Source organism: Burkholderia sp. SR8 (assembly GCF_052851275.1).
Genome location: NZ_JAULUC010000001.1, coordinates 320,786 through 342,932 on the forward strand (window position 1 = coordinate 320,786; position 22,147 = coordinate 342,932).

Consider the following 22,147-nt stretch of genomic DNA (forward strand, 5'->3'; position numbering starts at 1 on the left):
GCATTCCGCGACCGAACGGCAGCTTCCGGGAGTACACTGGTCGTTCCGGCGTCTTCATGCATGAACCAGTGAACGGCTCTTCATGGCCGAGAGCCGCCGATTGTGATGTCGTCGGCAACTGGCCGAACGGAGAACCTCGAGCTGTCCCGTACGGAACACTGTAAGCTCGGGCAGTCAAAGCAACGTTTCGCGGTCACATGAGCACACAGCCCACTGCGGCACCTGCACCCGTCACCGCAATGATCCAGCAGTGACCTCAAAACGCTTCGGATGTTGCGATGTTCGAACCACCCACGCGCGGCAGAGTGCATGTCGTCGCAGTTGTCCAGCGAAGATCTAGGATGGGCCCGTATTCATGCATGGGAAATGCGCTAGACCGTAGTCAAGTCCTGCACGAGCCCAAAATTAAATTACATGGTGAAATGCCGCATGTTCGACGTTTTGGTCCGGCATGCGTCTTATAGACTATGCTAAGCAGCAAGATGGCATCATCCCAATTACTACCGCGGACACGCACGCTATTGCATCATAGACGGGGACATTATGCGACGCCTGAAACTTCGCACAAGCATTGACTCACCCAAATGGGAATCATTTATCTTTTTCGCCCTCTCCCTGGACGAGAAGCTATATGACTTCACCGACGACAGCTTCAAAGCTCCAGCACTAAATACGTACACGCGAACGATCGAACTCCAGACGATTGCACATACAAATTTTGTTGCTGGAGTGAGTAAGGACGCTCTGAAGCCGTTCCTTGAAGAGCTCGAATGGAGCGTTGCTCGCGACCCAGCCTTAACACCAGACCAAAAGGCATTGTGCAAGGCACAGGTGGAGAGCATTTCAGTGCGAATCGGCGAATCAGCCCAAGTGTCGCGGGCAGTAGCGGGATTACGTTTGGTTTTAAGAAATCACTTCTTATCGATCCAATCTGAAATCACCAAGATCATCACTTTAGACCACAAGCGCAAAAACGATCTACAGGAGCTTGCATCGAGCTTTGTCATTCAGGCTGAAGTTGAAGGATTCCCTCGCAGACACACTTACCATATTGTTCAAAAGCTTCTCATACTTCCACTCAAGTATGACAAATGCATTGATCCAGAGACAGCGCTGACCAAGTTCTTCGACGCATTCACGCTTAAATCCCGAGAATTCGATTGCATCTTCTTGACAGACAAATCTGTTTCTCGATACACCGACCTACTACAACGTTTTGATCTCAAATGCCAGGATAACAATCCAGAGTGGGAAGGACTCAATAGGCAACAACGGCTCTTTGTTAGTTCCAAGACCGAAAATCAGGCGTGGCTAATTGCAGAAAAGGTACATGCAAGGACAGCAGCTGAGGCGCACCAAGACGTAGCTGCACGATTTGATGCGTTGGCATCCGTGATTCGATTCTTCGAGCACAAGAGCACAGCAACTATCTCGCGCCTCTCCCTGACCAAAGACCTTGAAACCAAACTGACATACATGTCCCACGAGGCTCCCGACCCGATGCACTGCTGGGTGGGCAACCTCAATTATTCTGAAGCGAACTACATTGAACTCTCTGACGCCATACATGGAGGACACCTTGCGCCTGACAGCGCAGTCCGCCTTGCACGGGCCTTGAGATTTCACAAAGCCGCTCTCATATCTAACTCCGCTGAAAATCAACTCATTGACCTTTGGGCAGCTTTGGAAGGGTTACTCCCCATACCCAAAAAAGAAGGCGTTCGGATCGAATATTTCGCCGAGTCGATTCTACCTACACTTACCTTAACCTACCCGGAAAAACTCTTTAGCTCAGCATATCAGGATACCCTCAAGCTTACGCAGGATAGTCGAGCAGTATTGGCTACGATGAAATGCGATGGATCGGAATTCGCGCGATTTGCGAGCTTACTTCTGTGCGACGAATTTAAGTCTGACCGCCAAGCATTGCTTGAACTACTCAAATCACATCCGCTACTTCGCAACAAACTTTGGCGACTATCCGAGGCCTTCCAATCGCAAACAGCCGTCCGCGAAACATTAAAATCCCATCGGAGAAAGGTCAAATGGCATCTCTATCGCATTTATTTCACTAGAAATTCGCTAATGCATAGTGCCACTTCGTTACCATATCTCGCAACGCTAGTCGAAAACCTTCATCTTTACGTCGACACACTAATCCGGGTCATCGCGAAGGTAGCTCACGAGTCGCCCGAAGTGCTTACTATCGAAGGCGGACTCCAATACCTCGCCGCGTGGGAGAAGGTTCGTCTTGAGGGACTAACACACGAAGGCGCCGACAAGTCAAAGTCACCAACTTCATCTGAAGTCTGGCCTGTCGTCTTTGGCCGGGACATGCTCCTCGCGCCGGCCAGAGACAGGGACTTATATGTCCAAATCTGATTGCCCATTGGGTGCAGTGAGTCCGAGTGAAGCGCGGCGGCGCTCATCCCATAGTTCAGGGGATGGAATGATAAGCGAAAGGCTTGTCCAGCAAGGCTACCGCCCTGTGCTGTAGCAAATGTGTAGCATGAAAAAAGCCCGCTATCAGCGGGCTTTTTTGCTTCTGAGCGCCCATCAGATGATTGATAGCAACACAAATGACGGCCGCTGTATTGACGAGGAAGACGGTACTGGTAAGTTGGTACCGGTGCAGCCTGCCAATTCGCGATGATTCACCCGCGAGCTTCGCGTCCGGGCTCGTCTTCTTTGACTCGCCAGCGCCAGTAACGATCTGGCCTCACCCATACAACCGTGGTCGGGGTGAGTTTCTGAAATGCATCGAGGACTAGCCGTCCGATGACGAGATTGCCATCAGCATTCTCTCTCAGCAGAGCGTCTGCTTTCGCCTTGACGAGATGATCAACGACGTCGTCTTGATAGATGCAGCCGTCACGCTGGATTTGCTCGAGCATCCATTGAGCTGCGTCTTGAGCTTCCATCACTCGGCCGTCACAAATTCCAGCGAATCCTCTTCGAAGTATCCACTCTCGAGCTTTTTGCCCGCAAACCACTGGCACGTATAGTCGCGCAGTTGTGGACGGTCACGGAATTCTTTTACTGTCATCTCCGGACCGCCTGACTTCAACCGCACAATGTCGCCCGTCTTGAACTTTGTTGCCATCTAGTTTCCTCACAACGTGTAATCTAGTTGAGCATTCGTGCATGAATGCTAACCGATTCTACTCCTGAGACACTGATCCACCCCAGCCCTGATCCCAGACGGAACCATACTCCGCTGCGTCGCATACCCGGTTGCCGCGCGCCACAACTCTTAAGCCCGTGCGACGATGTCATCCGATCGGCCAGGTTGCCCTAGAAATAGCGTCGCCAGAAATCGGTGCGAGGTTTCGCTGCCGTAATCGCATTTATCCAGTCCGCCAGCGCGTGAATTTCTTCCTCAGCCTGCTCGTCTGATAATTCGCCGTCTCGCCACGACCGCCACACGAACTCAAACATGCCCTTTAAGTCGTCCGGTGCAGCGATACTGTCATTCAACAAAATATCTTCGATGGGCTCACCGGCCCACTCTGGATCGAGATTCGGTCGATGCTGCGCTCGGGACGAGCGTGCGTCCATGCTGATCTCCATGTGATCGCGCTCCAATTCGACGGTGTACCTGTCGTTGTGCCCCCAGCGCGGACTGAAAAGCTCAAATGTGACGTTCATTTTTTTGGTCGCCTCGAATGGTTAAATGCTGCGCGCCGAAATGACGCATGAGCAGCATACAACGTCCCTTGGACATCAAAGTTACTTTGATTCAGCCGCCATCTCATCGGCCGGATAGAGCTGCAGCAATGCCCGCGCGGCTTCGACATTAGGCGTAGTCAGCCACTCCTCCCAGTCGTCCGGCCGGAGGATGACGACTGACCGCTTCTCGTCGAATGGCTTGTGCATGCGTGACATCAGCGGATGGCCGTCCGCGTTGACCGTGATCATCGTCATCACATGGCGCGGCCTGCCGTCCAGGTCTTTCAAGGTGCGCCAGATGCCGGCAACGCACATCGTCGGTCGATCGACGATATCGATCTTTTGCCACACGCATGCACCGAGTATCCATTTTCCGCTGGAGTCCCGCCGCGCATCCGGATAGGACGGCTCGATCACGTACCGGGCGGGGATCAAACACCGGCCGCCCGATCGCCACGTCGGGCCATATAGCGGAGACTTTCCGAGGTTGTCGTCGCGAACGTTCATCGTGCTCCGCATGATGGGCGGCTTGCGTGCCTGCTCCTTCGCCCGCTCGACGTCCGCCTTCTGAAGCGCACGCGGCCAGAACCCGAAGCCGGCAATCAATGGTTTGATTTGCCCGTCGATGCTGGCAACTATCGGTGCGTCGTAGTCTTGGTAGATCTCGGGCTTCCAAGGCGTCCAGCGGTACAGGTCGGTGAAGCTGTCGATCCGCAGCTCGCTCAGGCCGGGATCCTCGCCGGGCGCTACGTAGTTCGTGCACATCGACGTCCCCAATTTTCGGTCTTGACCGATGCATCTTACCTCGCGATAAACTGTGTTTTTATACAGTGTTTGCATCGTGATCAAACCTCAGTGGGCGTATTTTTGGGAGTATCGGTTCCTCGGCGAAGAGGAATGGAAACGCACGCCCATCGAGTTGACCGAACGCGAGCTGGCGTCGTGGATCGAGGCCGCCTACGACCCACTTCTGCCGGCGCAATCACGCCGCATCGAAGCAGGTAAGGTTGACCGCAATCGCGTCCCGCTCAGGGACCGCCGCGTCAAACTGAAGCCGACCATGCCGGACTTCGATGCGCCCACCGATTCGGAGTTGCGTGCACTATGGCGCGACTACACCGACCCGCAGGTGAGGTTGCTGATCCTTGAAATTCTCGCGCTGAGAAAGTCGATCGAGCGGGTGCAGGGGTGGTTCGACTATGTCGACAAGCACATCGACAACAAGGGCGATCTTGGCGGCGGCCAAGGCCCGCTTCAGCGCCTGCGGCACCTGCTGAGAGACGAGAAGCAGCGCGCGACGATGCTGTAGACGGGTTGACACAATTTGACGGACCGCGCGGCCGGCTGTGGTCGACCGCGTTCCTGGAAGTGGTAAATTCATACGAAAACCACATCTACGAGAGAACACATGGCCCGATCCATGATCTGCGTCGGCGACACGACGACGCACGGCGGGCGCGTGCTGGAGGGCACCGCGACCGCCACCATTGACGGGAAACCCATTGCCGGCGTCGGGCACAAGGTACTTTGCCCGCAGTGCAAAGGCGTCTTCCCTATCCTGCCCGCCACTGGCCGACGCTACTCGCACCAAATCGCGGGCCGGGAAACGGCCATCGAGGGCATGAAGACCGCGTGCGGCGCAACGCTGATCGCGTCGCAGTCTTCCGCGACGCTCGACGACGTCGGAGCGGGCGAAGCTACGACTGGCGGTGCTGTGGCCGCCGCGGCTACTTCGTTGGCGCCTTCGCCGACGCTCTGCCTGGAATGTCTGAAGTCCGCCGCCGAGAACGCGGCGACGATGATCGCGCGCGGGTAAGCCCATGACCGACGTCTCGATCGAAGCATTCTTCGTCAAACGTCAACAGCAGGTGACGATGCAGGTGCATCTGTACGCGCTGGTCGACGGTCTGTTGTTCGCTGACGCAAGCGCAGGATCTCCGCCGCAGCGATCGCAAGCGGCCGTCGCCCTGTTCGACGGCACGCCAGACGCATCACTCGCCGATGCCGGACCGTGGCTGCTCGATTGGGAACGGGCGTCCGGTGGCATTCGACACACGCTTTCGGCGATGGCCGGCGGCTCGACGGGCGTGTCGTGGCTCATCAGCGCCTATCCGATCGAATCGCTCGCGGACGAACTGCGCCGCCGCCTCGACGTTCGACTGCCGGACGGACGCACGGCGCTCCTCCGGTTCTATGACGCCCGCATCATGGCCGCCATGGCATCGCTGATGGAGCTCACCCAGCGCATGCAGTTCTTTGTCCCGACATTCAACTGGCTCGTCGAGGTGAACGGAAAATTGAAGGGAGTGCACCCGCATGCTTGAACTGACAGGCGAACAGATCGCCGGCCTTGCCGAGATCGATGCGCATGGATATGTCGAGCGCGTCAGACAGGATCTCGTCAAAGCAGATTCAAAATTTGCCGACGACACCACCCTGTCGAGCCGCCTCTGGAACGCGTACGTTGCGGCCCGGCAGCTCGGCATCCAGAGCGACGAAAACGTCGAGGCGTTTCTCCACATCGAAGCGTACGCACCGAGTTTCTATACGAAGCCGGCGACACGCGCGTGGCTGACCCGGCCGGGTCGATCGCCCGACGAACGATTCCACGACTATTTTCGCGTCATGAAATGGCGCATCGAACATCCGCAAGACAACGGGGGATCTCGAAATGGCGGGATTAGCGGTACCGATAATCGAAGCAGCAGCGGTGGAGCTTGGGCCAGTATTGGTGCGCGCTGGCGCCGCCTTATTGGGCGGTCTGGGATTGGCGGGGACGGCGAGTCTGTCTAGCGACGCGCCGAAGGACGACGCCAAGGCGAAGGCCGACGCCAGAACCATCCCGCGCACGGGAGAAAAATGCAACAAGTGCCCGCCTGAGCAAACCGGACGTGCCGAACGCACGAATCACCACATGACTGCCGCATCGCGCGAATACCAAGGGCGGATAACAGGACGTCCGTATAGTGTTGCCGAAGGGTGGAGCGAAGAATGGATCTGGCTCGGGACTGACTTTGATGGGTTCGTGCCGGCCGAGTGCTTATTGCAGGAAGCGAAAGGCGGCTACGGACAATTCCTCGAGTTTGATGAGGACGCTGATGAACTACGGCCGGTGTCGTGGTTCAGGGGATTCAGGAAAATGACGGACACCATCATGACTCATTCCAGCAAAGTGAAGGCGAACCCACCTACCCGTCTGCGATGGTATTTTCAAGATGCCGATGCGCGCGAATACATGCTGAAAGTGCTGGTCGCGAACGGCGTTGAGTCGGTCGTACAACCGTAATTCGAGTTCCCCATGGATATTTCACTGCAGTTTCGAGACGACACCCTCGCCCCGACCGATTTCGAACAAATTCTGTCGCGCATCCACATCGTGACCAACGAAATGGCAGCGCTCAATCCGAAGTTCGCTGCATGGTACGCGCAAGGCGACAGCCTTGAAGAGGCGAAGCTCTACCAAGCCTTCGACGATGGCAAGCCGTCAGCTGCCATTCTGGCCGTGCTGAAGCATGAATTTTCCAGCAGTCCATCAGCAACGTTTGTCGCGCTGTGGGACGGCGACGAAAACTCCAAGGAAGGGGCGACACTCGCATGCCATGTTCACGAACAGCCATCCTTGAATTCGTTCGAGATTAGCTTGTTCGACCCGACGATCCTCTCAAGCATCGACGCGGTTCAACGTATCGTGCGCGCCGCAGTGACGGCGTTTCACCCTGCGTATGTCACCGTCGCCCCCCGCCGCTACGTTACAAAGCAGGTGTTCGACACCAAGCCGGGAGTCGGGTGGATGCTCTATCTGCCGACCGTCATAACGCAGCAGCAGGTACCAGAAGCGCGCGAACTAATCGCCGTTCCTGAAGCAGGCAAAGCACAGACAGGTACCATTCTCGTCAGCGTACTCGACGGCCAGTTCTCGATGAAAAACCCCGAGCACATCGAATGCGCGAACCGCATTGAAGTGCGCCTCGTGGACCAAGACCTCCTACCTGCCTTCGCCGACCTGTAAGCCCGATGCCGGCGTGATGTTCCGCGCCGGCATCAGCGCCTCAGAACAGTCCGACAGGCTGCGCCGCATCATCCCAGCTGAAGATGATCAGTTCGTTCCGGTCGACACCCTTCCCGCCTCCAACCGTGTACTGGATCGGCACGGTCTCGACGTGAAAGCCGGCGAACACGCGCCGGATTTCCGGATGGTCGTTGAGGCTCACGATCGCGCGCCCCTTCATTGAACGCAGGCGCTGCGCCATCTCCTCGTACTCCGCAAACGGAAATGCGACGCCGTACCCTTCCGTCTCGTAATACGGCGGGTCCAAATAAAACAGCGTATGCGGCCGATCGTACCGGTCAATGCAGGCGGCCCAATCAAGCCGCTCCACGAACGTGTTCGCGAGCCGCAGATGTGCCGCCGATAGTTCCTCCTCGATTCGCAGCAGATTCAGGCCCGGCGGAGTCGTCGTCGCCGTCCCGAACGTCTGTCCTTCGAGCTTCGCCCCAAAGCAACTTTTCTGCAGGTAGTAGAACCGCGCAGCACGTTGGATATCGGTGAGCGTTTCCGGGACCGTATGTTTGAGCCATTCGAACACCTGACGGCTCGTCAGCGCCCATTTGAACTGACGCACGAACTCCTCCAAGTGATGCTGCACGACGCGGTACAGGTTGATCAGCTCGCCGTTAATGTCGTTGATCACTTCGACCTTGGCGGGCGGGCGCAGAAAGTACAGCGCCGCCCCGCCCGCGAACACCTCGACATAGCAGTCGTGCGCCGGGAAACGCGGGATGATGTGGTCTGCCAGACGGCGCTTGCCGCCGATCCAAGGAATGATGGGATTTGCCATTGTGAAAGCCGTTTTTAAACTTGGTGTAGAATCCGGCCCGCCTACCGGTAGGTAGCAGGGCCTTGGCCGATTCACTGGCACGCTCAGTGGAAAGGCGGCCGTGAAGCGTGTTGCAGCACGCCCACGGTCGCCCTGTTTCTCTTGAGGCCGCTGGGCCTCAATTGCCGCGCTATTGCGGCAGATTGGATTGCGCGTCGCTGATCAACGCGTCGTAACTGCGCTCGCACTGCTGGCCGGCGATGCCCCGCTCGTCAGCAATCTTCGCCAGCTCTCCCGCGCGCTCGTCAGCCCGGCCGAACAGGTCGGCAAGCAGATCGAGGGCGTCTCCGGTTGCCGGGCTTCCGGCCGCAGCGCCGGCACGTCGAGTGTCGGCAACGAGTGCGGCGACCTGCTTGCGCAGGCCGTCAGCAACACCATCGGCAACAGCAGCATCAGTGCGTGCCTGATCACGTTCTTTCGCAGCATCGGTTGCGATCTCCTGTTGAGCCGCCAGCCGGCGGCTATATTCATCACGTTCAGCCCGCAGACCATCGATCTGCTTGACCTGATCGGCGACCTTGGCGGATTGGTCCGCATCACGGTGCCCCTTGAAGTACCCACCCGCCGAACCGGCGATGACGCCGGCCACGACGAGCAACCAGATACGCGGATCGATCCACGTCATGCGACCACCTCCCCGCCGGCCGTCCGGTACGCGGCCAGCAAATGTTCGATCTTGTTTTCGTGCTGGCCGTACCCGGCTCCCGGCAGACTGGCCCATACGTTCGACACCTTCGCCACCGCCTCGCGGAACCGGCCGGCGTCGATCAACGGCAGTGCGCCGTGCTCGCGCAGCTGCTGCAACGCATATCGGTCCTGTGAGATCGGCCCGAAGTCCGGCAGCTTCATCTGCGCCTGATAGATCCGCCACCAGCGCGCGAGGATCTGATAGCGGCCGGCGGCCGTCGACGGCACCGGGATCTGTCGGTTGAGCACGTTCGGATGCGTCGCATAGCCGGAGAACAGCAGCGGTCGTAACGGCGTCGAGCCGACCAGCACGTTGTAGCCGTCGTCCGACTTCGCCAACAGATCGGAGCCGATCTCGCTTACGGCAATCATGTCGAGAAACGCGACGCGATTCCGGCCGCCAGCAGCGGTAACAGTGATACGCGCCATCGTCACTTCTCCCCGAACAGTCGCTTCGCGTTCCGACGCAGCAGTACCTCGAGGTACTGCGACCCGATGATGCCGAGCGCACTGCCGAGACCGAGCAGCGCGATCGGCGGCAGATCCGGAATCTGCAACAGCGCCAAGCCGGCGACCATCGACGTCGCCGAACCCAATACCGCCCTGCCGGCGACAAGCCGGAACGTCAACTGCTCGCTGCCGACCAGCACCTTCGCGATACCAATCAATCCGCCCATGATGATCAGCTCCAGAATGGTTTTCTCGTGGTCCTGCATTCCACCCCCGCAATAAAAGAAAAAGCCGCCCGAGTTACCCCGAGGCGGCTGCCAGAAATTGATACGCGCGCGCGTTACTTCGGCGGCGACGGCACGACCAGGTCGACTTTCTTCGTCGGCTTCTTGCGATGGCCGACCTTCGCCTTGCCCTTGTTGCCCGCGTTCAGCTCGACCGACGTCTCCCACCCGTTGCCGGCATAGGTGTGTCGGACGGAATCGACCAGAAAATCGCCGTCCGCCTCCTGCTTGAAGCCCGATAGCTTCACGGTCTTCTCGGCCGATATGTCGGTGCGTCCCTTCATGCGCAGCACGCTGCGCGCCGTGTGCCGGTTCAGCTTCTCCAGACGCGACTTCGCACCGGCCTTGGCGGCCTCGGGACTGGCGAACGCATGGCGCTCGGTATGGACCGCAGCGGCCCCCGGAGGCGCATCGGGATTCGGAATCGTCAGGTCGATCTTCTTCCCCGTTTTCTTGTCGTGCACCTTCGCCCGCACCGCAACGAAGCTCGCACGATCAGGAAACGAGATCTCGTAGTCGGTCAGATCGGTCGGCGTCAACGTGATAGCCGGCAGCGGCTTGCCGCTCGCGCTCTTGCCGCCGCCGATCGGCCCGACGATTAGCTTGCCCGCCTTCACCGTCGCCGTTGCGCCGTACTGCCGCGCGATACGCGTGATGAAATGCAGGTCACTCTCGCCGAATTGATCGGCACGCGGCACGGCGGCGTCGACCGAGCACGCGGCCACCCATTTGTTGCGCCGCGCGACGTCGCCGACGATGTCCGCCAGCTTCACGTTCGTCCAGCTGCCGTTGCGCTGCGTCTTCGACGTCGCACGCATGTTGGCCGGTCGGCCGCGGATGATGATCGTCACCGGTGGCCCGCGCAGCACGATCTCGTCGACGGCGTACTCGCCGAGCATCGACAGCCCCTGTCCTTCCCATCCGAGCGAGATCTTCAACGTCGCGCCCTTCGGCGGAAACCGCACTTTGCCGTCACGGTCGTCCAGTTCGAGCTCGCATTCGTCCGCCTCGAGGCCCGGCTTGTCGGTCGTCTGGATCCGCAACACGCGGTCCTGAATCACACGCGTGATGTCGTCGCCATTCGCGACGACCTGAAAAATGGCCCGCATCGTCCCTCCGTCACGACCAGAGCTGAATCGGTTCGTCGTGCGGCGTGTCGAGATCCGGCATCGTGATCAACACGCCGGACCGGAACGGCTGCGGCTCGCGCGCGAGACCGGGATTGGCTTCGTACACCGCCTCGACGGTGCCCTTCAACGTCCCGTAATGCGCGTAGCAGAGCGTATCGAGGATGTCCCCGTCAGAGGTTCGCAAAATCTTCGCCATAGCGGCCGAACTCCAGGCTGTAGGTTTGCTTGCGCGGCGCACCGTCGGACATGAGTGCTTCCTGCTCCTCGTCGACGCTGTGCAGATACCAGCGCCCGAGCACGTCGCCCGTGCCGGCCGTCAGCTGCACCGGCTTCAGCTTCGCGCCGATCGCACGGAGTGTCTCCAACTGGCGGAACCCGGCACCGAGCGACGGAAACACGACGCCCGACAGCGTGATCGTGTCGCCGCCCTGACTCACCGGCTGCTGCGCCTCTTCGCGATTCAAGCGCTCCTGCGAAGCGATCTTGAAGCGCGTCGAACGCCGGAGTTTTTCGAACGCCGCGGTCGACACGCCGAAGTGGAACGCGTCCCCGTCATCCGTTGATAGCGTCAGCAGATGAGGGGTGGAAGACGTCGCGCTGTCGAACAGGCCGGACAAGACCGAACTCAGGCCCGTCGTCTGCGCGAAGGATTGCAGCGCACCCATCGTCTGCTCGCCGACCAACGCCGTGAACTGTGTTTTCGCGTCGCCCAATGCGCCCATGACGGACTGCGCGGTCGACTGGATCAATGGGTGATTGACCCCGCCGACCATCTTCAGGATGCCGCTCACGGCAGCACCGGTTGCCGAGAAGCTGCGCATCACCGTGCCGATCTGCGGACTCAGGTCGCCGGCCACCGACAGCAGGCTTGTCGCCCCACGCAGCAGGTCAGCTGCCGACGTAAGGTTTCCGGTCGCGAGCTTCGTCAACGTGTCGACCGTGTTCTGACTCGCACTGCGATTCCGATCGAACACACGCACCACGTGCCGCGCGCGTTCGGACGCGATGCTCGCCTGCGTGGCCGCCTGCGTCACGCTGGAAATGAAGTCCATCCACTACCCCTTACAGATGAGGCGCATCGAACATCGCCGACCGGTTGCTCTTGTCCAGCGACTCGGTCATCGTCCGCTGGATCAGCGGATTGATGCGCGCGAGCAGCCTGTCCGCGATCTCCGCGTCCGAGCTGCCCTCGACCTTGATGTGAAACACCGGTGCAAACGAGTTTTGCTGCTCGACCTTGAACGCGCGCGACTGCGGCGAATCCACGGCAGTTGCCACCTTCGCGGCCGCCTTCGCCGCGTCACTGTCGCCGCCCTTCGATCCCGTCGCCCACCGCGCCATCGCCCCAAGTAACTTTCCGCCGGCAAACGTGCCGACCGCACCACCGAGTACGCCACCAATGGCTGCGCCGATCGGCCCGCCGAGCATCCCGATACCCGCACCGAGCTTCGCCCCTACAACGCCGCCCGCAAGCGAGCCGCCGATGCTCGCGTACCCTTCGGCTTTCTTCGCGACTGGCTGATCGCTGCGTGCGACCGCGTACGCGTCCTTCGCCGCCAATGCGATCTTCAGGACGCTGCCGGCAATCGCGAGCTTGCCCGCGTACGGTGCGATACGGCCGGCGACCGTGCGAAACGCACCGATGACGCGCCCGAGCCGACCGCGCGGCACCCGGCCGCCGCCGGAGCCGCCACCGGCCAGATCACCGAGCAGGTCGCCAGCCGCCCCGCCGATGCCGCCGCCAAGACCGCCTCCCGGCAGGTTGACAACAAATACGCGTTGCACGCCCCCGGCAGCCCCACTCAATGCATCGAGCGCCTTGCCGAGCCGACCACCAGCAGCACCGCTCCCGCCCGCTCCACCGCCACCGCGTCGGGCCATCCAACCGCCGCGCAGAATGTCGAGCACGCCGCGACCCATGTTCCATGCCGCACGTGCGCCACGAACGGCGATCGCCGTGCCGATGACGCCGACGACCGCCGCCGTCGCGCCGGGAGCGGCGTCCGATGCACGCTGGACCGTTTCGCCCGTGCGTTTGGCGACCTTGCCAGCGACGTCCGTCACCGGCCGCAGCGCGTCGCCGATGCTGCGCATCGCGTCGTCCCACTGCTGGACGACCTCGCTCCAGATCTGCTTCGAGGTCGCGCGGCGATCGGCCAGATCCTTGTCGATCTCGCCGTTCGCGTCCGCTGCGTTGCGTTTCAGCTTCTGATACAGATCGGCGTTCTGCATGTACGCCGTGAGCGCGGCCTTGACCTGCATGTCGTTGAACAGGTCGCCGGTTTTCATCGTGTCCTCGAAGGCCCGCATCTGCGCCTGACGTTTGGCCGGATCCAGCTCGCTATTGAGCTGCTTCGCCACCGCCGCGAGCTGCGCCGCCTTCTTCGGATCGACGCGCTCGATGTACGCCCGTGCGAGAACGAACGACGCCTCCAGCGTCGACCAGCCCTTGCCGATCGCCTCCTTCATCTTCGCTTCGTAGTCGACGCCGGCCTTCTTGTAGTTGCGCTCGGTCTCGCCTGAACCGATTTTCGAGAACCAGTTTTTGAGGTTGTTCGCCGCCTCGTCGGCGTTACCGGCGGTCTTCATCTGCACCTGCAGCATCGCGCCGAGCTGCGTCACGGAGTCCTGCCCCGTGATGCCGATCTTCTTCATTTCGGCGAGGAGTACCGGAAACCACCGGGCCATGTCGACCGACTCGAATGAGCCCTCCTTGCCGAGATACGCGATGGCCTCCAGCGCCTTCATCATCGCCTTGGGATCCGCGATGTTGGCGTTCTGCTGCAGCGCCTGAATCATCTGCGCGGTCTCGACGCTCGACGCGCCCTGTCCCACCGAGAACTTCGCGACGGCCGGGCCGAAATTCAGCGCCCGGTCGACGTCCATCCCGGCCGCGACCATTTGGTTAACGGCATCGGCCAGCTCGTTGCGCCCCATGCCGTTCGACAGCGCGTCGCGGCGGATGCGCTCGGACATCGCTCGCTCCTGCTCGGTGCGCGCGATGCCGGCCTTGATGGCGATATCCCGGATGATTGCCTGATACTGCGCGGAGACAGCGGTCGGTACGGCAACGGCCGCACCGAGCTTCACCGCGTCGCCTGCAGCACTGCGCATGCCTTCGCGGCCGGCCGCGAGCCGCTCATGCCCGGCGGCCTTCAGCTCGAGGCCGCGCACCGTCCGGCCGAGCCGGGCGTACGCCCGATCGAGCCGGTCGACCTCGAAACCCGCGTCACGCAGCGCACGCACGTTGCTGTCCAGCTTGCGACGAATCCCGTCGGCCGCGCTGTCGCCGGCAAGATGCAGACGGCGAAACTCCTCCTGCAGCTTGATCGTCTCGCCGATCTGCCGCTGCCACATGCCGCGCTCACTCGCGGCTTTGCGCAGCCCGACGATCTTCGAATTCGTGTCGGCAAACGCCTTACCGAGCGTCGCCGACACAGCACCGCCGATCACGATGCCAAGTGCAATATCGCGTGCCATGTCAGTCCTCGCTCAATCCGTCAACCACCACAACAATTCGTCGATCGTCATGTCGTCAACCGCCTGCGGCTGCGTTCCGTACTCCTTCATCATCCGCCGAGCCAGCGCCTTCACCGTCCCGATTGGAAGCCTGACGAACGGATCGAAAGGATTCGTACGCACGCTGCATGGCGTCGTAATCGACCATGTCCATTGCTTCGATATCGTCGGGAGCGACTTCGGCCAGCGTCGCGAACAGCACGATTTCGCGCAACTCGTCGTCGCCCTGCGCCTGCTTGCTCGCGGTACGCATGTCGCGCACCTTCGGGCGGCGCATCACCAGTTCGTTGCGCACGACACCGTCGAACGAGACGGGATACTTGAGCTTGATCTTCACGGTTTCCATTCAGCACCTCGGAAATGACAAAGGGCGGTCAACTGACCGCCCTTCGGGTTATCGAAAAGTTACTTTGCCGGCGCTGCTGCCGACAGACGCTCCTACATTCCGAGCGCCTTGCGCACGTCTGCGAGCTGGTCGACGCCGTCGATGATTCGGATCATGTTCAGCACGTCGATCTCGCAGATCACCGCGCCGTCGATTTCGGCCTTGTAGTACGTCAGATCGGCCGTGTACTTCAGTTCCGACGTGGAACCCGGCTTCCAGCTGCCGGGATCGAATTCGGACAACATGCCGCGCATGATGAGCACGACCGACTTCACCTTGCCGCGCGTGTCGCGGAACGCACCGCGAAACGTCGCGTTGAACGCGTTGTTGTCGGCCAGCCCGAAGTACTTCAGGACGTCGCGCTCGACGCTCCCCATCGAGAACGCCGCTTGCATGCCTTCCATGCCCTGATCAATCTTGACCGGCGCGTCCATACCGCCTGCGCGATAGTCCTCCGTCTTGATCTTCAGCTTCGGCGGACTGACTTCAGTCGCACGGCCGGCGAAACCGCGTCCGTCGACGTACAGCGCCATGTTGGTGAGAGTTTCCGGGACCATGCGTTACCTCTTACGATTGTGTGTCGAGAACTTCCGTCAGCCATTCGTTCGTGACCTCGAAGCGGAAGATCGGGTTTTCTGCCGGCGGAACGTCCGTGAAGCGGATGTTCCAGTACACCTTGCCCTGCTCGAGCTGCGACGCCGAATTGAGCTTCGGATCCGGGTACACCTCGAAGTTGATTACGGCGCCCTGATTGCGCAGGTCGCGCATGAACGCCCGCAGCCCTTCGGTGACGTCCTGCACGTACGTTGCCGTGATACCGCGATCGACCGCCCACTTATGGCCGGCCTGCACGGCATCCATCACGATGTCGAGCGTGCGCACCCGCGTCACGAACGACCACTTCGGATCGGCCGACAACGTGCGGTTGCCCCACAGGCGATACCCGCCGTCGCGAATAATCGTCGTGATGAACGAGTTGTTCAGCAGGTTCGCGCGGCAGGTCTCGTCGCCGTCGAGGAATTCGATCGGCCGCTTCGTGCCGCTGATCCCGACGATTTCCTTGTTCGACGGCGAAGCCCAGAACCCGATCGCCGCGTCGGTCTGGCAGAACAGGCCCGCAGCGTATGCCGATGCCGGCGCATCGACGTCCGCGTTCTTCGCCGTGTCCCAATACCGCACGCCAGGATCGACGAGGTACAGGCGCTTGCTGCCGAAGTTCTTCGCGTACTGGATCGCATCCTCGTCAGTCTTGTTCGGCCCGTCGAGGATTGCGATAGCGCGCAGCTTCGCCGCCAGCTCGTCGGCCGCTGTTGCGACCGGTTGCTTCGCCGTGTGCCCCGGCGCGATCAGCAGCCGCGGCTTCAGGTCGAACAGCGATTTACCATCGAGCAGCGCCTGCATGCCGGTCCGTGCACCGCCCGCAGACACGCCCCCGATGATCGCGGACGTCAGCTCGGCGTCGGTCTGATCGGCAGCAACGCCGACCGCAACCATGACCGTCTTGCTCTGCTTGTAGATGCCTTGAATCGCGCGCGTAATCGCACTGGTCTCGCCAAACGCAGCGGCTGCGTCGTACTCGCTGGTAATTCGCACGGGCACATTCGGTGCGACCAGGTCCGCCCCCGGCGTGTAGGTATCGACGATACCGACGACCGACGTCGACGGCACCGCAATCGTGCGCGGCCCGGTGTCGACCAGCACGGTCGTTACACCGTGGTAGAAAGAAGTAGCAGGCATTCAGACCTCCGAAAAAGCCAAAAAAAAGGCCGCTCATCGAGCGGCCCTACATTTCCATCGAAAGTGGTGCAAGTTATCTCGCCTTGCCTTCCGCCTCATTCACGAATGGCGGCGGTAGCGGCAGATCGCAGTTCGGCCAGCCGGTTGCGTCGGACAGATCGCGCAGCGCCTGCCGATACTTCACAAGCACCGTGAACTGATCCGCCGACAGCGTCGTCCCGTCGCCGATCAATTTTTCATCTTGGTGCCGGGCAACGAGCCAGTCCGTCGCATTCAATGCTGCGTCGCGTCGCGAACGCATCATGTCGGCCAATTCGGCACGTGTCAGCGGCTTCGGGTCGAGCAGAATCGGTGTCAAGTTGAGATCGAGCGCCATGCACATGCCATTAGCCTGTCCAGCCAGCAACATCTCCCATTGATCGTCGGTGATCTCTACGGCCGGAATTTCTGCCGGCACCGGGCTGACTTTGCTGTCGTAAAAGCCGATGATCTTACCGGCGGAATCGTATGCTGCTTGTTTCTGACCCATCGTCATTTTCCTTTAGTACCCGATAGCCAACATCGATAGCGCGATTGACGAATAGGCAGTGCCGTTAGCCAAAGATGCCACCGGGACGCCAGAAGCGGTGTAGCCGCCAAGGTTGACGCCAGTCGTAACCTGCGTGTTGTTGGAAAGCTGCGGTTGCGCTAATACATGTAACGGCCTCGATGGGAAAGCGATGGGGAAAGTCCACGTGGTGTATCCAGACGATGACGTGGTGAATCCGCCCCACTGAACAATCAGGCCGCTCGGTAGCTTTTGATAGCCGGTGGGAGCAAGCGAGGCACCGAACGCGGGGATCTTGTCCATCACGCCAGCGCCACTTACTTCCCAATGCTGCGTCGCCGTGCCTTCCCATACAAAATCGGTGAAGCCGTTCGCGGACACCGCGACCGACGAGCCGAGCGACATCGGCGTCGACACCTGCTGCCCGGCAGGTGCCGCAACCGTGATGGTGTTGCTTGTTCCGGGATACACAAACAGGCGCTGCACCGCGCCGATGTGCGCGTCAGTAACCGGCGGAAGGGTCACGGTCTGCCCGTTTGCCTGAACCGCGATGATCTTCGGTAGGTCGGTGAGTGCGAGCGCATAGACCCCGCTGATCGAACCGAACGAGCTGAAGCGCACGCCAGCACCGGCAAGCGATGCCATTGTCGCCAGTCGCTTCGACGCATCGTACGGGGGCGGCGTAACACCCTGCGCCGTACCGGTGAAAGTCGGCGAGTCCAGCGGCGCTTTCAGCGCGAGCTGATTCGTGATCGTCGTCGCGAAGTTCGGATCATTGCCGAGTGCCTTCGCGAGTTCACTCAGCGTATCGAGCGTTTCGGGGGACTGCGCCACGAGCGCGGCCAATTTCTCCGCGAGATCAGCATGCGTCGCATACTGCGGGTGCGGGTCGACCGCCGCAACGTGCGCGTCAAAGTTGCTTTGCCCGGCCTCAACCGCCTTTTTCAGGTAACGCGTGCGGTTCGCGAGTTGCTTCGCCTGCAGATTGTCGATTCCATCGGGTCCGCCGACAACGGGATCCGACGTTTCGAGCTGGTAGACCCCATCCTCCCACCGCTCGACCTCTACCAAATTGGTCATGTTGTGATACTCCCTCTCGTGTATTGCCCGTCTCGATGTGCAACGCCGTTGTGACGGATCGGAACGGCTGCATAGTCGAGTGCAGCAAGCTGGCTGCGTGCAGGCGCATAGCGCTCGATTGCCCGCCACAGCTTGTCGGCTTGATCACGGGTAATCGGAACACCAAGCTTGACGATGTACTCGGCCCATGCGCTCGTCTTCCCGTGCAGCTGATCGCCATTGCGAACAAACGAGCCGTCGCGTCGACGGCCGCTGCGCCCCTCGATGATCGTTACCTCGCCGAAGCCGAGCCGCCGAATCACCTCGCGTACCGCCCACGGCGTCCCCTTCTTTCGGTGCAACGCCATCGAACCCTTCACCAGCGCTCTCCGAGCGTCTTCGGATTCGGCCAGCTCCCAGCCATCTACCGCAAGCGCCCATGCGAGCCACGGCAACCATGCAGTCGGACAACGGTCCGCGTCCCACAACGTACGCAAGATCTCGGGATCGACGCTCGGTCGCATGACACGCGCGAGCGCCGCCTCGAGCGGCGTCTGGTTGGCCGGTAGAAGTGGCTCACGTGTCATCGGCCTTCACCTCCAGATTGATGCTCGTGCAGTGCGCAAATTCGCGCGCACCGCAGAGAACGTCAGCGGAAGGCGAACTCAATTCGATGCGCGTGACACCGCTGTCCGGCGCATGCAGCGCACCCTCGATCGCAGATCGCGGCATGCCGGCACGAAGCCTTCTGGACTTCGCGACTACACCGTCGAGCGCCTCGCGCCGTGCGTCGAGCACAATGGTCGGATCCGGCCCGCTGCCGACATAGATCACCCCATTGATCGCGTACTCGATCTTGATCGCCGGCTCGACCAGAACCGTGTCGTTGAGTGGACGAACCGTCTCGGGCGAAACCTTGGCGCGAACCAGATCGAGCAATGCCTGATCGGGTACGCCGTCACCGCGCGCGGACATGATCGTGAGCCGCACCGTGCCCGCCTCAGGCCGATCGACCGCGACATCGAGAACGTCAGCCGACGCATCCATCGCAAATGCGCGGTATGCCGCGAACGGCCCGGCGACCGTCGCGCGCTCCATCGACATTTGCGTGCGCAACTTCAGCCGGTCGTCCGATTCCATGCGACGTTCGATCGGCGGATTCGCCTCCGGATCGCCGGGATCGACCACCGCACGCTCCGTATCCAGCAACACCGCCAAATGCTCCAAGTCAGCCCCGGTCGAAAATGCGAGCATGACTGCGCGCGCTGCGTCGTTCACGCGCGCAGCGGCGCGGATCTCGTCGTACGCGGCCAACTCAAGGAGCTTCACCACCGGATCCGATTTCAGCGCCGCCGTCCAGTCCGGGTAGATCGATTTGAAATGCTCCACCTTCATCTGGAACGCGGCCTCGAAGTCGAGCACCTCGACGAGATCGGGTGGATCGAGCGAAGCGAGATCAATGATCGTCATGTTGGCACCTCGATTTCGACGGCCGAACCGTCGTATTCCCCGCGAATCGCGAAGGTTGGCTTGCCATCGATGACCGACAGCACCTTGACCTGAGCGAGCTTGATGCGCGGCTCCCATCGGCCGATCGCCCGCGCGGCTTCAGCCTGTGCAGCCGATATCCATCCACGTGTGATCGGCAGGTCGACCATCAGCGGAAGGTCCGAACCGTATTCGGGCAGTTCCCGGCGCGTGCCCTTGCGCGTGCTGAGGATGTCGCCGAGACTTTGTTTCAGGTGCGCGACGCCGCTGATTGGCGCACCCGTCCATCGGTCCATACCGACGAGCGCACCGGACCGGCTCATCCGCGCTCCTCAAGCCGCTTGAAGTCCGGGTGCGCGTCGAGGTATTCGATCTGTGCAGCGGTCCTTGCGATCGCTTCGCCCGAAAAGACGTGCAGCACCTCGCCGCTCGGAAACACGATCACGCGGCTACGGAACCGTGTGTCGAGATACGTAACAGTCGACGGGACCGCGCGAACGGCGGTCTGCGGAGTGTCTTTCGCCATGATGACTCCCTCAAAAACAATACCCCGCCGAAGCGGGGCAAAGCAACTTTGCGAATGCACGCGTTACAGAGGCGGCGACACCGGTTCGCCGTCCCCCTGCTCCCGGTGCGAGTGTCCGAGGAACGATTTGCCGCCGATTTCGACATCGTCGGTGTAACGCGCCCCGCCCTCCACCTGGACGGCCGGACCACCTTCACCGCCGCCCTTGCCCTGCATCCCGCCGTTGAACGTCAACCGCTTTTCGGTCGTCGTGTTGCCCGTGAACGTCGACTCGGGAACGTCGCAGAGCAACCGCTCGGTGCGCAAGGTCACGCCGTCCGCGCGCAGTTCCAGTTCCGTTGCGCCGATGCGAAACACAATGCGTCCGCCCACGGGTACGTCGACGCGGTATTCATGCCTCTCATGGTCGTAGACCTCCGACGCACCGTCCGGGTAGTCCCATGCGGTCTCGTTCGGATTGGACCGCGCCGAGCCACCGTGCTGGTCGGAGTAATACCCCGGAGCCGCGTACGCGCCGGCCAGATCACCAGACGGCGCGAACAACGACGCCTGCTCGCCAACGGACGGTGGACGCCAAAAGCGGACAATGCCCGCTGCGGCCGTCTTCCACGGCATCCAGTCGCTAACCCAATCGCCGATCCGCACCTGGCACTGTGGCGGCTGATACGAGACGTTCTCGACAGTTCCGTGCTGCACCATGCAGGCCATGCGGCGGTCAATCTCGCCTAGCTCGTAGTCACTCATGGTTCGCCGCCTCCCGCGTCCGCCGGATCCCAGTACTGACCTTCGTTGCCGGGGCCAGTGGCCGGATCAATGCCCCATACGATCGGTCGACCGTCCGGGATCTCGCCCAGCTCGATCCCGAGACCGAATTCATGCGTCCATTCGACGAGCCATACACAATAGGTATCGAGCTGCGGACGGAACGGATCCTCCGCGACCTGCACGACCTTGCCCGGCGTGATGGGCAGTTCCCACGTGTTCCCGTGCACCACCATCGCGACACGCGCGGCAACCTCGCGCACGGCCAGCTCGGCCCCTTCGTCAATCGGATCGAACACAACACGGGCCTGCATGCGCGCGATCAGCGCCACGTCTCCCGAACCATCGTCGTGCCCCGGCTCGAACTCGTTCAGCTCGATCGCAATCAATGGCGTTTCGATTTTCTGACCGAGACGCGGATATGCCTCAATCCGCTTTATCGTCGGCAGCTTCACGCGCATGCCACTCTCAATCGCCGCATGTAGCGCTTTCAGGTTCTCAAGCACGGCGCATCACCTTCTGCAGTTCGTAGTTCACTTCCTGCCGGAGAATTACCATTAGCCGAGCCTCGCAGGCTTTCGCGGCCCGTCGAAACGCCGGGTCTCCCGATTGCTGCCACGCCACCGTCACCAACCGGTACGGCATCCGCTCCTTGCCAACGCGCTCGTAGATCGGCCCGTCCGGCTTCCGATTCGTCTGTCGCCACGCTCCCTCGAACGACTGTCGGCCGACGCGCATCCCCTTGCGCGTCCGGGTCGCGTTGCCAAGGCGGTGCGCCTCGATCGGGTTCAGACCGAGCCACACCTTGCCGGTGTCAGCCGAACGAAGAAAGAAGTAGAGGCGGCGACGGATCACCTTCTGCGGGATCTTCGTCGCTGCCCCGACCTCTTTCGCGGTCTGGCTCTTGATCCAGCCCGCCGTCTTGCGCAACGTCCGTCGCCATGCTGCCTGCATCGCAGACGGCGACAATCCTTGCAACACGGCCGTCGCCTCTTTGATGTCGATTTCGATCTTCAGGTCGTCCATA

At 61.0% G+C, this 22,147-nt stretch carries 32 protein-coding genes and 1 pseudogene; 8 read left to right on the top strand and 25 right to left on the bottom strand.

All coding sequences use genetic code 11. The annotated features are described in order from the left end of the window. The first annotated feature begins 543 nt into the window (after positions 1–543). Entirely contained in the window at positions 544–2,382 is a 1,839-nt protein-coding gene (locus tag Q3A80_RS01490; protein WP_446327345.1) for a hypothetical protein, read from the top strand. 127 nt (positions 2,383–2,509) lie between these two features. Continuing rightward, a complete protein-coding gene (locus Q3A80_RS01495) occupies positions 2,510–2,653 on the top strand; it encodes a hypothetical protein (RefSeq protein WP_446327346.1) in 144 nt (47 codons plus the stop codon). 1 nt (position 2,654) lies between these two features. Here the strand turns inward: Q3A80_RS01495 and Q3A80_RS01500 are convergent, their stop codons facing one another. The 4 genes from Q3A80_RS01500 to Q3A80_RS01515 all read right to left on the bottom strand — a co-directional run bounded on the left by Q3A80_RS01500 (position 2,655) and on the right by Q3A80_RS01515 (position 4,434). Next, positions 2,655–2,921, bottom strand: coding sequence for a DUF6953 family protein (locus Q3A80_RS01500; RefSeq protein WP_446327347.1), 267 nt, complete (start codon positions 2,919–2,921; stop codon positions 2,655–2,657). Next, positions 2,921–3,103 (bottom strand): YodC family protein, encoded by a 183-nt coding sequence (locus tag Q3A80_RS01505; RefSeq protein WP_446327348.1) that lies wholly within the window; start codon positions 3,101–3,103, stop codon positions 2,921–2,923. The genes Q3A80_RS01500 and Q3A80_RS01505 overlap by 1 nt, the downstream gene beginning before the upstream one ends. A 191-nt stretch (positions 3,104–3,294) precedes the next feature. Then, positions 3,295–3,648, bottom strand: coding sequence for a hypothetical protein (locus Q3A80_RS01510; protein WP_446327349.1), 354 nt, complete (start codon positions 3,646–3,648; stop codon positions 3,295–3,297). Between the two features lie 81 nt (positions 3,649–3,729). Beyond that, positions 3,730–4,434 carry an SOS response-associated peptidase family protein gene (locus tag Q3A80_RS01515; RefSeq protein WP_446327350.1) on the bottom strand — a complete coding sequence of 235 codons (705 nt, stop codon included), beginning with the start codon at positions 4,432–4,434 and terminating at the stop codon, positions 3,730–3,732. 76 nt (positions 4,435–4,510) lie between these two features. Here Q3A80_RS01515 and Q3A80_RS01520 point away from each other — a divergent pair, with 76 nt between their 5' ends. The 6 genes from Q3A80_RS01520 to Q3A80_RS01545 all read left to right on the top strand — a co-directional run bounded on the left by Q3A80_RS01520 (position 4,511) and on the right by Q3A80_RS01545 (position 7,678). Then, complete coding sequence (locus Q3A80_RS01520) at positions 4,511–4,978, top strand: hypothetical protein (protein WP_446327351.1); 468 nt, start codon at positions 4,511–4,513, stop codon at positions 4,976–4,978. A gap of 99 nt (positions 4,979–5,077) precedes the next feature. Then, positions 5,078–5,485, top strand: coding sequence for a PAAR domain-containing protein (locus Q3A80_RS01525; protein ID WP_446327352.1), 408 nt, complete (start codon positions 5,078–5,080; stop codon positions 5,483–5,485). 4 nt (positions 5,486–5,489) lie between these two features. Beyond that, positions 5,490–5,993 carry a DUF4123 domain-containing protein gene (locus Q3A80_RS01530; RefSeq protein ID WP_446327353.1) on the top strand — a complete coding sequence of 168 codons (504 nt, stop codon included), beginning with the start codon at positions 5,490–5,492 and terminating at the stop codon, positions 5,991–5,993. Continuing rightward, positions 5,986–6,462, top strand: a complete 477-nt coding sequence (locus Q3A80_RS01535) for a hypothetical protein (RefSeq protein ID WP_446327354.1) — start codon at positions 5,986–5,988, stop codon at positions 6,460–6,462. The genes Q3A80_RS01530 and Q3A80_RS01535 overlap by 8 nt, the downstream gene beginning before the upstream one ends. Positions 6,463–6,583: 121 nt before the next feature. Next, positions 6,584–6,955: a restriction endonuclease fold toxin 5 domain-containing protein gene (locus tag Q3A80_RS01540; protein WP_254215651.1), complete on the top strand. Its 372-nt coding sequence runs from the start codon at positions 6,584–6,586 to the stop codon at positions 6,953–6,955. Positions 6,956–6,967: 12 nt separating this feature from the next. Next, complete coding sequence (locus Q3A80_RS01545) at positions 6,968–7,678, top strand: immunity 52 family protein (protein ID WP_446327355.1); 711 nt, start codon at positions 6,968–6,970, stop codon at positions 7,676–7,678. Between the two features lie 40 nt (positions 7,679–7,718). Here Q3A80_RS01545 and Q3A80_RS01550 read toward each other — a convergent pair whose 3' ends face one another. The 21 genes and pseudogenes from Q3A80_RS01550 to Q3A80_RS01650 all read right to left on the bottom strand — a co-directional run bounded on the left by Q3A80_RS01550 (position 7,719) and on the right by Q3A80_RS01650 (position 22,146). Next, positions 7,719–8,507 carry a DNA adenine methylase gene (locus tag Q3A80_RS01550; RefSeq protein ID WP_446327356.1) on the bottom strand — a complete coding sequence of 263 codons (789 nt, stop codon included), beginning with the start codon at positions 8,505–8,507 and terminating at the stop codon, positions 7,719–7,721. 169 nt (positions 8,508–8,676) lie between these two features. Further along, the gene (locus Q3A80_RS01555; RefSeq protein ID WP_446327357.1) at positions 8,677–9,171 is read right to left on the bottom strand and encodes a DUF2514 family protein; all 495 of its coding nucleotides are present in this window, start codon (positions 9,169–9,171) and stop codon (positions 8,677–8,679) included. Further along, positions 9,168–9,662, bottom strand: a complete 495-nt coding sequence (locus tag Q3A80_RS01560) for a glycoside hydrolase family 24 protein (RefSeq protein WP_446327358.1) — start codon at positions 9,660–9,662, stop codon at positions 9,168–9,170. The genes Q3A80_RS01555 and Q3A80_RS01560 overlap by 4 nt, the downstream gene beginning before the upstream one ends. Positions 9,663–9,664: 2 nt before the next feature. Then, positions 9,665–9,949, bottom strand: a complete 285-nt coding sequence (locus Q3A80_RS01565; RefSeq protein WP_006408930.1) for a holin — start codon at positions 9,947–9,949, stop codon at positions 9,665–9,667. A gap of 74 nt (positions 9,950–10,023) precedes the next feature. Further along, the gene (locus tag Q3A80_RS01570; RefSeq protein WP_446327359.1) at positions 10,024–11,076 is read right to left on the bottom strand and encodes a phage late control D family protein; all 1,053 of its coding nucleotides are present in this window, start codon (positions 11,074–11,076) and stop codon (positions 10,024–10,026) included. A gap of 10 nt (positions 11,077–11,086) precedes the next feature. Then, complete coding sequence (locus Q3A80_RS01575; RefSeq protein ID WP_446327360.1) at positions 11,087–11,293, bottom strand: tail protein X; 207 nt, start codon at positions 11,291–11,293, stop codon at positions 11,087–11,089. After that, the gene (locus Q3A80_RS01580; RefSeq protein WP_446327361.1) at positions 11,268–12,149 is read right to left on the bottom strand and encodes a phage tail protein; all 882 of its coding nucleotides are present in this window, start codon (positions 12,147–12,149) and stop codon (positions 11,268–11,270) included. Before Q3A80_RS01580 ends, Q3A80_RS01575 begins: the two co-directional genes overlap by 26 nt. A gap of 10 nt (positions 12,150–12,159) precedes the next feature. Then, positions 12,160–14,577, bottom strand: a complete 2,418-nt coding sequence (locus tag Q3A80_RS01585; RefSeq protein ID WP_446327362.1) for a phage tail tape measure protein — start codon at positions 14,575–14,577, stop codon at positions 12,160–12,162. A 55-nt stretch (positions 14,578–14,632) separates the two neighbouring features. Beyond that, entirely contained in the window at positions 14,633–14,962 is a 330-nt protein-coding gene (locus Q3A80_RS01590) for a phage tail assembly protein (RefSeq protein ID WP_446327363.1), read from the bottom strand. Between the two features lie 92 nt (positions 14,963–15,054). Beyond that, positions 15,055–15,558, bottom strand: a complete 504-nt coding sequence (locus Q3A80_RS01595; RefSeq protein WP_446327364.1) for a phage major tail tube protein — start codon at positions 15,556–15,558, stop codon at positions 15,055–15,057. A 10-nt stretch (positions 15,559–15,568) separates the two neighbouring features. Beyond that, on the bottom strand, positions 15,569–16,738 hold the full coding sequence (locus tag Q3A80_RS01600; protein ID WP_446327365.1) for a phage tail sheath subtilisin-like domain-containing protein: 1,170 nt from the start codon (positions 16,736–16,738) through the stop codon (positions 15,569–15,571). A 73-nt stretch (positions 16,739–16,811) separates the two neighbouring features. Further along, positions 16,812–17,267, bottom strand: a complete 456-nt coding sequence (locus Q3A80_RS01605; RefSeq protein WP_446327366.1) for a phage tail assembly chaperone — start codon at positions 17,265–17,267, stop codon at positions 16,812–16,814. 12 nt (positions 17,268–17,279) lie between these two features. Continuing rightward, entirely contained in the window at positions 17,280–17,690 is a 411-nt protein-coding gene (locus Q3A80_RS01610; RefSeq protein WP_446327473.1) for a gp53-like domain-containing protein, read from the bottom strand. Positions 17,691–17,888: 198 nt separating this feature from the next. Then, positions 17,889–18,365: pseudogene (locus Q3A80_RS01615) on the bottom strand (gp53-like domain-containing protein); the annotation flags it as partial. After that, positions 18,362–18,931, bottom strand: coding sequence for a phage tail protein I (locus Q3A80_RS01620; protein WP_446327367.1), 570 nt, complete (start codon positions 18,929–18,931; stop codon positions 18,362–18,364). The pseudogene Q3A80_RS01615 and the gene Q3A80_RS01620, both read right to left, overlap by 4 nt. Beyond that, positions 18,921–19,814, bottom strand: a complete 894-nt coding sequence (locus Q3A80_RS01625; protein WP_446327368.1) for a baseplate assembly protein — start codon at positions 19,812–19,814, stop codon at positions 18,921–18,923. Before Q3A80_RS01625 ends, Q3A80_RS01620 begins: the two co-directional genes overlap by 11 nt. Continuing rightward, positions 19,811–20,155, bottom strand: a complete 345-nt coding sequence (locus tag Q3A80_RS01630) for a GPW/gp25 family protein (RefSeq protein ID WP_446327369.1) — start codon at positions 20,153–20,155, stop codon at positions 19,811–19,813. The genes Q3A80_RS01625 and Q3A80_RS01630 overlap by 4 nt, the downstream gene beginning before the upstream one ends. Then, a complete protein-coding gene (locus Q3A80_RS01635; protein WP_446327370.1) occupies positions 20,152–20,358 on the bottom strand; it encodes a hypothetical protein in 207 nt (68 codons plus the stop codon). Before Q3A80_RS01635 ends, Q3A80_RS01630 begins: the two co-directional genes overlap by 4 nt. Before the next feature lie 63 nt (positions 20,359–20,421). After that, the gene (locus Q3A80_RS01640; protein ID WP_446327371.1) at positions 20,422–21,102 is read right to left on the bottom strand and encodes a phage baseplate assembly protein V; all 681 of its coding nucleotides are present in this window, start codon (positions 21,100–21,102) and stop codon (positions 20,422–20,424) included. Continuing rightward, positions 21,099–21,626: a hypothetical protein gene (locus Q3A80_RS01645; RefSeq protein ID WP_446327372.1), complete on the bottom strand. Its 528-nt coding sequence runs from the start codon at positions 21,624–21,626 to the stop codon at positions 21,099–21,101. The genes Q3A80_RS01640 and Q3A80_RS01645 overlap by 4 nt, the downstream gene beginning before the upstream one ends. Continuing rightward, positions 21,619–22,146 (bottom strand): phage tail protein, encoded by a 528-nt coding sequence (locus tag Q3A80_RS01650; protein ID WP_446327373.1) that lies wholly within the window; start codon positions 22,144–22,146, stop codon positions 21,619–21,621. The genes Q3A80_RS01645 and Q3A80_RS01650 overlap by 8 nt, the downstream gene beginning before the upstream one ends. Position 22,147: the final 1 nt, after the last annotated feature.